Annotated in this window: 9 protein-coding genes; 2 read left to right on the top strand and 7 right to left on the bottom strand. The window is 44.4% G+C overall.

All coding sequences use genetic code 11. The features are described from left to right. Positions 1 to 2: 2 nt before the first annotated feature. Together CO692_RS04275 and CO692_RS04280 are read right to left on the bottom strand one after the other, a co-directional pair. On the bottom strand, positions 3 to 935 hold the full coding sequence (locus CO692_RS04275) for a carbohydrate ABC transporter permease (RefSeq protein WP_005234069.1): 933 nt from the start codon (positions 933 to 935) through the stop codon (positions 3 to 5). 15 nt (positions 936 to 950) lie between these two features. Continuing rightward, on the bottom strand, positions 951 to 1892 hold the full coding sequence (locus tag CO692_RS04280; RefSeq protein ID WP_005228459.1) for an ABC transporter permease: 942 nt from the start codon (positions 1890 to 1892) through the stop codon (positions 951 to 953). 234 nt (positions 1893 to 2126) lie between these two features. Between CO692_RS04280 and CO692_RS04285 the strand changes: the two genes are divergently transcribed. Together CO692_RS04285 and CO692_RS04290 are read left to right on the top strand one after the other, a co-directional pair. Continuing rightward, entirely contained in the window at positions 2127 to 2732 is a 606-nt protein-coding gene (locus CO692_RS04285; RefSeq protein ID WP_096741640.1) for a YesL family protein, read from the top strand. Further along, positions 2729 to 4525 carry a sensor histidine kinase gene (locus CO692_RS04290; RefSeq protein ID WP_096741641.1) on the top strand — a complete coding sequence of 599 codons (1797 nt, stop codon included), beginning with the start codon at positions 2729 to 2731 and terminating at the stop codon, positions 4523 to 4525. Before CO692_RS04285 ends, CO692_RS04290 begins: the two co-directional genes overlap by 4 nt. A 58-nt stretch (positions 4526 to 4583) precedes the next feature. On the opposite strand, the gene CO692_RS04295 is transcribed toward CO692_RS04290, so the two are convergent. The 5 genes from CO692_RS04295 to CO692_RS04315 form a co-directional block, all read right to left on the bottom strand. Then, the gene (locus tag CO692_RS04295; RefSeq protein ID WP_096741642.1) at positions 4584 to 6047 is read right to left on the bottom strand and encodes a glycoside hydrolase family 43 protein; all 1464 of its coding nucleotides are present in this window, start codon (positions 6045 to 6047) and stop codon (positions 4584 to 4586) included. After that, positions 6048 to 8318, bottom strand: coding sequence for an alpha-xylosidase (gene yicI / locus CO692_RS04300; RefSeq protein ID WP_096741643.1), 2271 nt, complete (start codon positions 8316 to 8318; stop codon positions 6048 to 6050). It abuts the gene before it with no gap. Next, positions 8315 to 9214: an ROK family protein gene (locus CO692_RS04305; protein ID WP_096741644.1), complete on the bottom strand. Its 900-nt coding sequence runs from the start codon at positions 9212 to 9214 to the stop codon at positions 8315 to 8317. The genes yicI and CO692_RS04305 overlap by 4 nt, the downstream gene beginning before the upstream one ends. A gap of 137 nt (positions 9215 to 9351) precedes the next feature. Then, entirely contained in the window at positions 9352 to 10761 is a 1410-nt protein-coding gene (locus CO692_RS04310; protein ID WP_096741645.1) for a response regulator, read from the bottom strand. A 36-nt stretch (positions 10762 to 10797) separates the two neighbouring features. Further along, positions 10798 to 12264, bottom strand: a complete 1467-nt coding sequence (locus CO692_RS04315; RefSeq protein WP_096741646.1) for a glycoside hydrolase family 1 protein — start codon at positions 12262 to 12264, stop codon at positions 10798 to 10800. Between the last annotated feature and the right edge of the window lie 86 nt (positions 12265 to 12350).

Consider the following 12350-nt stretch of genomic DNA (forward strand, 5'->3'; position numbering starts at 1 on the left):
TATTAACCTTTCACCGCACCCAACATAATTCCTTTGACAAAATATTTCTGGAATAGCGGATAAATGAACATGATTGGTAAAACAACAATGACTGAAACGGTCATGCGAATCGACGTCGGCGTCTGCGTTGTTGCTGCTGAAGCGATGCTGGAAAGTGATCCCGATGTGTTTTTGACCATTTGTGCCAACGAATTGGCTTGATTGATATACGTATAAAGAAGGTATTGCAAGGAGTAGAGACTTTGATCCGTAATGTAAATCAATGTATCTTGGAAAGAATTCCATTGACCAACTGCCGAGAAGATTGCGACTGTTGCTAAAATCGGCGTACAGTTGGGTAAAATTACCCGAAAAAATACTTGAATGATGCCAGCTCCATCCATTTCAGCTGCTTCTTGCAACGATTTGGGGATTGACTCAATATAGGTTTTCACTAAGATGATGTTAAAAGGCTGAACGACAGCCGGCAAAATATAGACCCAAAAATTATTCGTTAAACCTAATGTCTTCATGGTGATGAATAATGGAATCAGCCCTGCATTGAAATACATTGTAATCACGACAAAGCGATACCAAAATTTTCGTTTCCACATTTTTTCTTGGGTAAACATAAAGCCTAAGAAGGCTGAAGCTAAGACGGTTGCTGCTGTTCCGATCACCGTTCTAGCCACCGAAACGGTTGCGGCTAATGGCAACCCTTTTAGTTGTAACACTTGACTGTAGTTTTCAAAATGGATCTCTTGTGGAAAAAAGCGAATTTGTCCTAACGCACTCAACTCATTATTACTGATTGAATTAATGATCAAGTAATAAAAAGGATACGCGCAAATCAACGTAATCAGAAAGAAAAAGGTATAATTGAGGATACTAAACGTCAGGTTTTCACGTTTGGGTACTTTTTTCGCCTTTTTCTTTTCACTAATCGATAGTTCCATAGATATCCTCCTCTCCTAAATAATGGAAGTCCCCCGAATTTTTTTCGAAGCAATATTGACGATGGCTAACAAGGCAACAGAAATGACACTTTTTAGCATACTGATCGCGGTAGCCAGAGATAGACTATTTCCGCCCATCCCCAAATTGTAGACATACAAATCAAGGACTTGGATCGTATTTCGATTGAATGCATTTTGGAAAACAAAGTACTGATCCATCCCGTTGTTCAGCAAGTTGGCGATAGACAGCATCAGCATCACAAGGAACGTCGGCATCAAGGCAGGTAGTGTGATATGACGCATTAGATGGAAACGATTCGCCCCATCGATTCGTGCCGATTCATACAATTCGGGGTCAATTCCTGAAATGCCTGCCAGATACATGATGGCACCCCAGCCCAAGCCTTTCCAAATATTCCAAAGACACATCATCAGCCATGTATGATTGCCGCTATCCAAAAATTTGACTGGATCGGTAACGAAGCCCCATTCTTGCAGCAACGTGTTTACCAGCCCTGTTGAAGAAAACAAGCTAAAGGCGATCGTATACACCAAAACCCAACTGATAAAATTTGGCAGCGTGGTCAGCGTTTGGACCAAGTTTTTAAACCATTTGCACTTGATTTCGTTCAGTAAAATGGCGAAGCCTACTGGTAGGATCGAAGTGGCGATCCCTAAAAAACTCATGGCAAAGGTGTTTTTCATTACTTGTACGATCTGATCCACTTGTGTTGGACTAGAGACAAGAAGTCGAAACCATTTGAAGCCTACAAACTCGCTGCGCGCTAAACCTAATGCTGGTTTGTAATCATAAAGTGAATAAATCCATCCGTGCAAAGGAAAATAAGAGAACAAAAACACGAGAATCAGGAAGGGAACGATACATAAAAACAAAATCTTCCCTTCTCGTGTCACCCGCTTATTTTTTCTTGGGACACTGCTTAATTTACTTTCCATTTTCCTCCCCCTTTTTTGTAACCGCTTTTACATTTTTAATACTAGCACCTGAAATCTTATTTGCCACCTGTTAAAAATAGAGGTCAATCCGTACATTTTAGACTTTATTTTTCTTTTATTTATAAAGAATGCTGATATATCAAGGTTTCAGATAAAAGACACCTAAATGGTAAGGCTTTCAATATTTGTTTTTTGCGAGTACTATAGGAATATATCAATTTTGGAGGGATAAAAATGAAGTACAATCCTGATGGTCAACTGTACAAAATAACCACCGTTTTTTCACAATTCACATTGTTAAATTTACTATATATCATTAGCTGTTTGCCAATTATTACGATTGGAGCTGCGACAGCTGCCCTTTATGAAGTGACGATTCGTTATGCGGATGAAGAGCGTGGTGAATTGATCGTGGGCTATGTCCGAGCGCTACGAGCAAACTTCATGAAAGCAACCGGTAGTTTTCTCCTTCTTGGGTTGCCCATGGTAGCACTACTGTATAGTAGCTTGTTTTGGTTTTCCTCAAAAACCATTCTTGCCAGTATTTTTGCCTTCGTTCTAATAGTTACAGCTATTTATCTGTTTATTGTGTTAGTCTATTGCCTCGCGTTAATTGGACGTTATGAAAACAGCTTTAGGCAAACATTAAAAAACGCGTTTCTGTTACCGATCGCGGACCCTATCCGTTCGTTAGCTCTCGCGCTTATTCCTATCGCTGCGTTTTGTTTTGTTGTTTTATTACCGTTGTTTAAATTCCTCTTGTTGATTTTTGGTTTTTCTTTTGTTATTTATTGTAGCTCGTTCCTGTTGCTTTCTATCTTTCGTAATCAACAAGCATGAAAAGAATCAGTCATCTCTCACTTTTTCGTCGTCTGAGTCAGTTTTCCATTCGGCGACAATTGTTCATTCTTTATCTACCTGTTGTTTTTTTATCCACAGTGACTATTGGTCTCTTATTGGTCTACGATTCAACCAAACAGCTGACAGGCAATTACCAACACTTGGCAGAGTTGAATGCTCAGCGTGTCAAATCTGTTCTTTTTGATACAACAAACACGCTGACCAACACGGCGAGTTCCTTATCAAACGATACTCATCTACGTCAGCTTTTAACTGCCAATTACCTTGACGACCAAGAAGCGATCGTGGACATCAATAGCTATGATCAGCTAGATGAGATCAGAAATCTTCAAACCTCGATTGCGAAATTAACCATCTATACGACGAATCAAACCATTCCGAACTATAAATATTTTCAACAGGCAGATGACACGATTCAAGCGACCGCCTGGTACCAAAGAGCTCTCAAGCAACCCGATGCTTTTTTGATGACGATGCCAGAGGATTACAAAGCAAATCGTTTGAGTCTTTATAAAACGTTGCCTTTGCCTTTATCAAAAGAAACTGCCGTTTTGGAGATCCAAGTCGATTACAATTATCTCAGTAACCGACTTCGTAATTCATCCTATGAATTGGAATTACAGTTAAATGATGATGTCATCTTTTATAGCGACAAAATCAATCAAGTTGGGGAACCGGGACAGCTGACAGCTCTTTCTGAGCCGCAAACGAGTGCTGCCTTTTTAAAAAATGATGGTACCAAGGTGATGCTGACCAAAAGCACCTTACCCATGAGTAACAAAGAAGATATCATCACGATTTATAGTGCGGATACCAATGCCTATCGCAATCTACGTGCCAATCTGATCCGTTGGAGCACGATCGTTTTGGTGATTTTGATCACTACTTTCATCATCGTCTTTCTGTTTGCTCGATTCTTTACTAAACGAATCTCTCAACTGCAGCAGGCGGTCTACTTTGCCTCGATCGAGGATTATGATTTCTTTCAAAATATTAGCGGCGAAGACGAGATTTCACAGATCTCTCTTGATTTCCATAAGATCATTCAACGAATCAAGAAAAAAGAAGAAGAGATCTACCGTTCGCGTTTGGCACAGCAAGAGCTATTGACTCAGCAGCAGAAAATGGAATTTAATATCTTAGCGGGGCAGATCAATCCCCACTTTTTGTTCAACACATTAGAAACGATTCGCATGATGGCGCTGACTTCTGGCAATTCAGACGTCGTTTATGCCATCAAATTACTGGCAAAATCGATGCGCTATACGCTAGAAGCCCACGGGACCAAGCGAACGAGTTTAGAAGAGTCCTTAGATGCCGTTCACGTGTATGTCAAGATCCAGCGGATGCGCTTTGGTGATCGAGTCAACTTTTCCTATTCAGTCTCCAATGAGATCGACCAAAAAGAAGTCCAAATATTGCCCCTCCTGATTCAGCCATTGGTGGAAAACGCCATCTCCCATGGCTTGGAAGGCATCACCTATCCAGGATTTGTCCGTTTGACGATCACTAAAGACGGCCATGATCTGGTGATCGTGGTACAAGACAACGGCAGCGGGATACCGCCAGAAAAACTTGAACACTTGCAGCAAAAAATCAAGACGCCCTCCACCCATGCCAAAAAGAACATTGGGCTAGCCAATGTCAATCATCGGGTCAAAATGTTTTATGGACCTGAATACGGCTTAACGATCGAGAGTGTGTTGGGCAGCGGCACACAAGTCACCTTGCGGATCCACGATCTAAGCCAAGATTCATTTTCTCCTCGCTAAAACAGTAAAGCCCCCCTTCGATTCCTGTTTCAGAAATCGAAGGGGGGCTTTTGATTGATTAGAAATCCCGCACACGAACGGTTTGTTGTGGTGAAGAAGCACTGGCGTAACAGCCCACCATGATTCCAGTAAAGACACCACCGACTTCAGTAGTCAGATATTTTGTTTCTCCACTGCCTAAAGGCTGTGCTTGTCCTTGTTCATCAAGAACAGAAAAACGATAGGTTTCTTTATCGGCGCTCAGCTGCAAGGTGACCATATCTGCTGCATAAGGCAGTTTCTCTTCCACTTTCCATAAGGAACCGATTTGTCGGCGGAAAACCAGCTTCTGACTAGATGCCGTTTTTTCAAGGTAACCCTCATAGTGATGGGTGGCATTTAAGAGAACCGTCAATCCTGCTTGTCCATCCGTTAGTTGCCGACAATCAAAGGTTGCCTGAAATTGTTGCTCAAAGGCGGTTTGTCGTTGGAACACTGCGGCGAGTTTGCCTTGATCAGACAGACCCGTCTGATTAGGATGCAGCAAGAAGCCATGTGGCTCTTCTTCAATCAATGTTGGGTCCCATTCGAATAAAGTCACGTAATCAGGCTTGCTGCTCTCCTTTCGTGTTTCCTTTAGTGCTGCCGCTGTGTCTACCTGAATGGTTTCTGGTAAATGACCTTCCTCGCCAAACACCGGCCATGGGTTTGACCAGTCCACTGGCAGTAGGCATGTTTCCCGCCCTAACAAATGCCTCAAAGGATAGCTGATGGGGCGTACTGCTAGACAGACTGCCCACCAGTTGCCTTTAGTATCTTGCACGAGATCCGCATGCCCTGCGGCTTGCAATGGCAAATTCGTACTGCGATTGGTCATCACTGGATTGTTGGGGCATGCTTCGTAGGGTCCCGTCAAGGAACGGCTGCGGGCCATGGTCAGCATATGCCCATAGGACGTTCCGCCTTCGGAGATCAACAGGTAGTAATAGCCGTCTTTTTTATACAAGTGGGGGCCTTCTGGATCAGCCGCTCCGCTGCCCGTCCAAATGTTTTGGCGCGGGCCTAGTTCTCCAGAAGCCAAATCGATCGTCCGCAGATAGATCTCCTTATGGGTTCCTAAGTAATAGGTCTGTCCATCGTGATTTGCGAAAATCGTCGGGTCGATCCCAGGGGTGTCCAACCAAATCGGGTCAGACCATTCACCGGCGATGTCATCTGTCCAGATCAGAAAGTTGCCTTCTCTTCCTTCGTTTGCGCCAACGTTGGTACAAACGAGGTAAAAGCGGTCCTTGATAAAACGCAAGGTTGGGGCATACAGACCAAAAGCATTGGGATTTTCCGTCGATAACTGCAGCTGCTCAGGTCGCGAAAGTCCATGGCCAATCAACTGCCAGTCTGCCAAGTTTTTACTGTGATAGATTGGTAATCCAGGAAAATATTCAAAGGTACTCGTCACCAGATAAAAGTCTTCACCGACACGGCAAATACTGGGATCTGGATGAAATCCAGGCAAAATTGGATTCATGATGGTTCGCATGGGCATCTAGAACTCCTTTATCGTGGTTTGGTCAGCCGTCAGCTCATGGCTCGTTTTTCCAGCAGTCGTGTGAATCTGCAAGGATGCTTGCTGGATGCCAGTCAGCTTGACGATCAGTTCTTGATCGACTCTTTCGACAGCCACCTCGCCAATCCACTCACCGTGGTGATCATAGATAGCAGCAGTGGTCTTGTCTTGTGGATCAAAGAGATGGATCGTTGGATGTTGGGCATAGTCATAGACTGCTTTGGTTTGTTCATGGCCTTCGATAATCAGTTGATTTGGTCGGACTAACAGTGGCAAGTGGAAATAATCATAGGTTTCTTGGTACCAATGTCCGCCCTCGTAAGCTTTGCCAGATAAATAGTCGATCCAATGCCCCTTCGTCTTCGGTACGTAAAAGGAGACCGTTCCTTGATCATTAAAAATGGGCGCAACTAAAAGGTGTTCCCCCAGCATGTATTGGCGATCCAAATGATGGGTCATCTCGTCTTCAGGAAACTCTAAGACCATCGCCCGCATCATCGGAATCCCCGTTTGAGCAGTTAGCACCGATTGGGCTTGCAAGTAAGGCATCAAGGACAATTTTAACTTGGTGAAGGCTTTGGCTACCGCCACGGCTTCGTCGTCATAAACCCATGGCACTTTGTATTCCCAGCTGCCATGGTAACGGCTATGGGAAGACAGCAGACCAAATTGTGTCCAGCGCTTGTAAAGGTCTGGGGTTGAGCCAGCTTCAAATCCAGAGATATCGTGGCTCCAATACCCAAAGCCGCCTAACCCAAAGGACAGACCTGCTCGCAGTGACTCTGCCATCGATGGATAATCTGAGGTACTGTCGCCACCCCAGTGTACAGGCAAACGTTGCGAACCAACCGAAGCTGCCCGCGCAAAAACGATGGCTTCTTCTGCTCCCTTGACTTCTTTCAGCAAGTCAAAGACGACTTTATTGTATAGGTAGGCGTAATAATTGTGCATTTTTTCTGGATCAGAGCCGTCATAGTATACCGCATCGGTGGGAATCCGTTCCCCAAAATCCGTTTTGAAGCAATCCACACCCATGTCTAATAAGGCACGCAGCTTGCTATTGTACCAAGCGACCGCTTCAGGGTTGGTGAAGTCGACGATCGCCAAACCTGCTTGCCATTTGTCCCATTGCCAGACATCTCCATTGGCGCGTTTCAAAAAGTAGCCATTGGCCATCCCTTCGTCAAACAAGGGGGATTTTTGCCCAATGTAAGGATTGATCCAAACACAGATTTTCAATCCTTTGGCTTTCAAGCGCTGCAGCATTTTTTCCGGTTCTGGGAAAGTTCGTTCGTCCCACGTGAAGTTGCACCACTCGTATTCCTTCATCCATAAGCAGTCAAAATGAAAGACCTCAAGGGGAATCTCACGTTCTGCCATACCGTCTACAAAAGATGTTACGGTTTGTTCATCATAATCCGTCAAGAACGAGGTACTTAGCCACAACCCAAAGGACCACGCAGGCGGCAGCGAAGGTTTCCCCGTCAAATCAGTGTAGCGCTGGATCACTTGTTTTAACTCATCACCGGCGATCACAAAGTACTGCAGCAATTGTCCTGGATTGCTGAATTGAACACGCGAAACTTTTTCACTCCCCACTTCGAATTGCACCCGATCTGGTGAATTGACAAAGACGCCATACCCTTTATTACTTACATAAAACGGAATATTTTTATAAGCTTGCTCTGTACCAGTGCCCCCGTCGGCATTCCAAATATCAACACTTTGGCCATTTTTCACGAAATTAGTAAAGCGTTCCCCTAAACCATAGATCGTTTCTCCCACATCCAGGGTCAACTGTTCGCTGATATGGGTATTTGCTTGCGGATCAATCACTAAGGCTTTACTGCGAGGTTTGCTTTGGGTAATCAGCTGGTCTTTGTAATAAAACGAAGCTGTCACATTTTCCTCTTTGCTAATCACGACTTGCAAGTCTCCCGAGCGAAAAACATACGATTGCTCATCTTCTGAAATATCAGGAGTGATTTCTTCTGTCATCAATTCAAAATCGGGGGCTTTGGCTTGGACTCCCTTATAATTGTAGAGGGTGATCCCAATGATATTGGTTCTAGGGGTAGTGACTTCCATCGTTAACAATCCGCCATCCAGTGTTGCCCCTTTATGCCCGACATAGCTATAAGGCAGATATAAGACCAATTTGTTTTCTTCTTTAAGGGCATCGTAGACATGCACCGCAAATTTCACATCAAATCCTTCACGAAATAACCAACCGCCATCTGAAAATTTCATTTTTTTCCTCCTTGTTGGATCAATGTCAACGCCCCTAACAGACCGGAATCATTATAGTAACGACAAGTCTCGATCGGCACTTGGAAATCCGGCCAATGGGGGTTCTCATTGATTGCTTGTTTGATTATAGCTAATAGATCAGGGTTTTGGCTGATGCCGCCGCCGATCAGTATTTTTTCGGGATTCATCGTGACAGCTAGGTTGTAAATCGCAAGTGCGACATAACGTGCCCACTGTTTCAGAATCTCCTGCGTTTCAGGATCACTCGACCGCTGCTGCATGATGGTTTCGCCTAAAATCTCCTCTGATTCAGGAATCGCTTTTGCCCGTCGATAGGCAGCAATCAGTCCTCTCGTTGAAGCTAGATCATGGAGGGTCGCAAAAGAAGATGCTTGAAAATCAGTGATCATCATCCCGAATTCTCCTGCCCGAAACCCATTCCCGTGAATCAACTGGCGCTGATGAACGAGCGCGCCACCAATACCGGTACCTAATGTGATCATGACAAAATCTTGTACGTCAGTAGCATTGCCGGTCGAAAGTTCTGCTAAAGCAGCACATTTCGCATCATTTTCGATCCAGATCGGATAGGGCTTGGTTAAACGCTGCTGCAGCTCTTGTACGACAGCACAGCCGTGTAAAGGAGCCAACGCCCCCGCCATGATCGCTCGGCCATTGACTGAATCAATGAAACCAGGAAAACTCAGCCCGATCGCTTCGATAACATGCGCTTGCTCGACTTCTTGTATTTTGGCAGCTAAGGCAGCAAAAAATTCATCCCGCGTATTACTCGGGGTTTTGATTTTGCCTCGGTCCAGCCATTGATTCTTCTCGGTAAAAACCCCAAATTTGATATAGGTCCCGCCTACATCAAAGCACAGGCGTACATCTGTCATTTTTCCTCCTCCGTTCAAAAAGCGCTTACAGTTTCATCTAAATTATATAAAAGAAAAAAAAGAAAGCCTACCAAGCAATTTAGTCATCGTTACCCTAAAAAATAGATGTCCGTAGAAAATCACGGACATCTTTGTGGTTATTCATTTTTCCGAAACTCATTTGGTGAAACCTGATGGTATTGTTTGAACTTTTTGTAGAAATAATCAACATTGCTGTAGCCTACCAATTCAGCGACTTCATAGACCATTAGATTGGAATGACGCAAGATTTCCACCGCCTTTTCCATTCGCACTTCATCCAAGAACGCCAAATAATTTTTACCGGTTTCTTTGCGAAACTTCTTGCCTAGATAGGCACTATTGTAATTGAAACGTTCCCCGATTTTTTTCAAGGTCAAATCTTCTTGATAATGCTTTTTTGTATATTGGATCAATTCTGCAATGATATCGATTTGGTTCAAACTGCTGGCGACTGTTGCTTGCAAGGCTGCTAGTTTTTCGGCGATGACCTTTTGCAGCATCGGAAACGTTTGGGCGAGAAAAATCTGCTGATGCACTTCGTCTGTCGACCATTCGATTGCTAAGGCTACTTTTTCACTGATTTGATGCTGCAACCATTCGATGTCACCATTGATTTGCCATTTGATCTCTTCTTCCAATGCCAATGAATGATAAAAGGTTTGATAATAGCGGAATAACGGCTGTTCCAACGGATCGTTTGCCAAAATCGCTTTTACTAATTCTTCACGCAAATCGCTTCGTTCTTCTGCTTCTTGGGTCGTATCCAAAACATGGTGAGAAATGACTTGATTGGGAAATAAGAAAATCAATTTACTCAATGTCTGGATATCGATCATCAATGGCTTCAAGTTATCTTGCGCCGCAAACCAGCGGGAGATCAAGATTTCTTGATGAGCCATTTTTTTGCGGCACCACGCATCGATCGCCTCGTCGGGAAAGCGTTCCTCGTTTAACAAAACCAAATACCGATGATGCCGATGGATCAAGGTGATGACTTGCGCCACTTGCTCCTGCAATTTCTCAACCAGCTTTTGGGCATCTGCCTCCTCGGGAAGTCGCAATAGCTTGATGGCTTGTGCGTCTTTGATCCCCGTTGGATCCCCGCCAAACAATTTCTCCATCAACTGACTCTTCTGATTTTTCTGCTGATCGGTCTTGGCTTTTTGATCGATTTTCGTCAAAATACCGATCAGCTCTTCTTCATCAACTGGTTTCAGCAAATAGGTCACAGCGCCCAGTTGCAACGCTTGCTTGGCATAGTCAAAATCTGAGTAGCCGGACAAAATAATGGCAAAAAACAAAAGACCTTCCTCCGATGCTGCTTGCACCATCTCAAGACCATTTTTTCCCGGCATACGGATATCAGCGATCACAACGTCTGGCTTCAATTCACGGATCATCGCCAAGCCAGCTTCGCCGTTTTCCGCCGACCCGACGATTTGATACCCCAGACGTTCCCAATCGATGATCAGAGGCAGTCCATTTCGGATCGATGCTTCATCGTCAACGATCAACACTTTACGCATTTTCCAACCTCCATTTTCAGCTACTCCTTCGTTACATCATGTTTCACTTGTCAAACTTGCCCCGTTGGTGCGAATCACCTCTTGATACCAATAAAAACTATCTTTCGGGATGCGCGCCAACTGACGTTCGCTTTGATTGTCGCGATCGACATAAACAAACCCATAGCGTTTTTTGTATCCATTCAACCAACTCAGTAGATCTGTAAAGGACCAAGCACAATAGCCGATCAGCTCAACCCCATCCATGATGGCCTTTTGCAGTTCCACCAGATGTTCCTGCAAATAGGTGATGCGGTAGGGGTCATGGATCTGTTTGTCTTCTGTCAATTGATCGATAGCGCCTAACCCATTTTCAGTAATAAAAATCGGCAAGTCATAATTGGCTTGGATGCGTCGCAAGGCTACGCGGAAACCAACGGGATCGATCTCCCAGCCCCAATCCGTTTTTTTCAAGTGAGGATTTTCTGCTGTCGCAAACATGGTTTCTTCGGGTGAGAACTCACCAGCTGCCGCTTGCATCAAATACGGATCGACTTTAGAAAATTCTTTCTTTTCAGCTGACTGCTTTTGCAAATTGTTTTGCTGGGCCGTCCCACCGTGATAGTAATTGATTCCTAAGAAATCAGGTTTTGCCTGTTTTAATAGTGCTTGATCTTCTGGAGTGACTTCAGGAGCCAAGCCAACTTTGGCTAATTGCTTGTAGACAAATTTCGGGTATTCGCCTTTGCAATAGACATCTAAAAACCACGCGTTGTTGAAGGCTTCGCCATTTTCTGCAGCCAGCACATCTTCTGGGTCACAGCTAAACGGATACATCGGACCATAGCCAAAACTTGGACCAATCTTGCCCTGAGGAACCAGCTCATGGAACAAATTGATCGCCTTAGCATTGGCAAGGTTGATGATATGATTGGCTGCATACATCCGTTTTAAGTCCTTCAAGCCTGGTGGATGTGCCGCCCAACGGTACCCAAGAGAATTGAAGACATTTTGTTCATTCATGGTGACCCAATAGGTGACTTTCTTTCCTAGGCGTTCAAAAAGGATCCGACAATACCGTTCAAATGCTTCTGCTGTTTCTCGGCCTTCCCATCCTAAGTATTTGTCTTGCAAAGCCTGGGGAAGGTCCCAATGATACAGCGTCAAAATCGGCTCTACTCCTTGCCGAAGCAATTCGTCCACCAGCTTTTCGTAAAACGCCACACCCGCTTCGTTGACCGCGCCTTCGCCATCAGGTAAGATTCGTGACCATGCCACACTGAAACGATAGGCTTTCAAGCCCATTTGTTTCATCAGAGCAACATCTTCTTTGTACCGATGGTAATGATCGATCGCTACTTTGCCGTTGGTTTCCTCAAAGGTATTGCCGGGAATTTGAGCATAGGTGTCCCAAATCGATGGACCTTTGCCGTCTTCTGCCCACGCACCTTCAATTTGATAGGCCGCCGAAGCCGCCCCCCATAAGAAGTTTTCTGGGAAAGGATCTAAGTTTGTGTGAAACATCAAGTTGCCTCCTTCAATTCCTAAACCGAGTTAAATCGGTTACATTTTATCGTATCATAATTTGGTTGATTCGTAACAATTGCCAA

Origin of the sequence: Enterococcus sp. FDAARGOS_375, from assembly GCF_002393265.1 — a bacterium.
GTDB classification, from domain to species: domain Bacteria; phylum Bacillota; class Bacilli; order Lactobacillales; family Enterococcaceae; genus Enterococcus_D; species Enterococcus_D innesii.

What these genes read in the sequence shown, in the direction of transcription:
- CO692_RS04295 (WP_096741642.1), bottom strand. Translation starts at nt 6,047, where the DNA reads ATGCCCATGCGAACCATCATGAATCCAATTTTGCCTGGATTTCATCCA.
- yicI (WP_096741643.1), bottom strand. Translation starts at nt 8,318, where the DNA reads ATGAAATTTTCAGATGGCGGTTGGTTATTTCGTGAAGGATTTGATGTG.
- CO692_RS04280 (WP_005228459.1), bottom strand. Translation starts at nt 1,892, where the DNA reads ATGGAAAGTAAATTAAGCAGTGTCCCAAGAAAAAATAAGCGGGTGACA.
- CO692_RS04285 (WP_096741640.1), top strand. Translation starts at nt 2,127, where the DNA reads ATGAAGTACAATCCTGATGGTCAACTGTACAAAATAACCACCGTTTTT.
- CO692_RS04315 (WP_096741646.1), bottom strand. Translation starts at nt 12,264, where the DNA reads ATGTTTCACACAAACTTAGATCCTTTCCCAGAAAACTTCTTATGGGGG.
- CO692_RS04310 (WP_096741645.1), bottom strand. Translation starts at nt 10,761, where the DNA reads ATGCGTAAAGTGTTGATCGTTGACGATGAAGCATCGATCCGAAATGGA.
- CO692_RS04290 (WP_096741641.1), top strand. Translation starts at nt 2,729, where the DNA reads ATGAAAAGAATCAGTCATCTCTCACTTTTTCGTCGTCTGAGTCAGTTT.
- CO692_RS04305 (WP_096741644.1), bottom strand. Translation starts at nt 9,214, where the DNA reads ATGACAGATGTACGCCTGTGCTTTGATGTAGGCGGGACCTATATCAAA.
- CO692_RS04275 (WP_005234069.1), bottom strand. Translation starts at nt 935, where the DNA reads ATGGAACTATCGATTAGTGAAAAGAAAAAGGCGAAAAAAGTACCCAAA.